General features: G+C 55.5%; 1 rRNA gene. It reads left to right on the top strand.

From position 1 onward, the window contains the following. Positions 1 to 1,357: ribosomal RNA gene (locus O5O53_RS11525) — 23S ribosomal RNA — on the top strand; the annotation flags it as partial.

Genomic DNA, 1,357 nt, shown 5'->3' on the forward strand with positions numbered 1-1,357 from the left:
AAGTACCGTGAGGGAATGGTGAAAAGTACCCCGGGAGGGGAGTGAAAGAGTTCCTGAAACCATGCGCTTACAATCCGTCAGAGCACCTGTTTGTGTGTGATGGCGTGCCTTTTGAAGAATGAGCCTGCGAGTCAGCGGCATGTCGCGAGGTTAACCCGATTGTGGGGTAGTCGTAGCGAAAGCGAATCCGAATAGGGTGTTTAAGTGGCATGTCCTGGACCCGAAGCGGGGTGATCTACCCATGGCCAGTGTGAAGCAGCTGTAAGAGGTTGTGGAGGCGCGAACCCACTTAGGTTGAAAACTGAGGGGATGAGCTGTGGGTAGGGGTGAAAGGCCAATCAAACTCCGTGATAGCTGGTTCTCCCCGAAATGCATTTAGGTGCAGCGTGATGTGAGCTTGCCGGAGGTAGAGCTACTGGTTGGTTGAGCGGGACTATCATCTTAGCGACGTCAGCCAAACTCCGAATACCGGTTTCAAGTGGTGCATTGCAGTGAGACTGTGGGGGATAAGCTTCATAGTCGAGAGGGAAACAGCCCAGATCGCCGGTTAAGGCCCCTAAGGGTGTGCTAAGTGGAAAAGGATGTGGGATCGCGAAGACAGCCAGGAGGTTGGCTTAGAAGCAGCCATCCTTGAAAGAGTGCGTAATAGCTCACTGGTCGAGTGGTTCCGCGCCGACAATGTAGTGGGGCTCAAGCACACCGCCGAAGCCGCGGCAAACATTTTTGTTTGGGTAGGGGAGCGTCGTGTGTGGGGTGAAGCCGTACTGGAAGGAGCGGTGGACTGCATGCGAGTGAGAATGCAGGCATGAGTAACGAATGGCAAGTGAGAATCTTGCCCGCCGGATGACTAAGGGTTCCTGGGTCAAGTTCGTCTTCCCAGGGTGAGTCGGGTCCTAAGGCGAGGCCGACAGGCGTAGTCGATGGTTAACGGGTTGATATTCCCGTACCCGTATGTGCGCGCCCAGTATCGAAGCGGTGAGACTAACCACCCTGACCCGCCGACCGTTGCCACTTTTCGAAGTGGTTGGTTGGTGGTGATGCGTGGGGCCTGATCCGTTGTAGGTCAGTGATGGGGTGACGCAGTGAGGTAGCCGAGCCGCTGATTGGATTGCGGTGCAAGCGTGTGGCACGACACCACGGTAAATCCTGGTGTTTTTTGTGTGAGGCGTGATGCGTAGCCCTTGCTTGGGTGATGTTGGTGATCCTGGACTGCCGAGAAAAGCCTCTAGCGATGTGCGTATACGGCCCGTACCCATAACCGACACAGGTGGTCAGGTAGAAAATACTCAGGCGAGCGGGTGAACTGTGGTTAAGGAACTCGGCAAAATGCCCCCGTAACTTCGGGAGAAGGGGGACC

The organism is Corynebacterium faecium (assembly GCF_027257105.1).
GTDB classification, from domain to species: domain Bacteria; phylum Actinomycetota; class Actinomycetes; order Mycobacteriales; family Mycobacteriaceae; genus Corynebacterium; species Corynebacterium lehmanniae.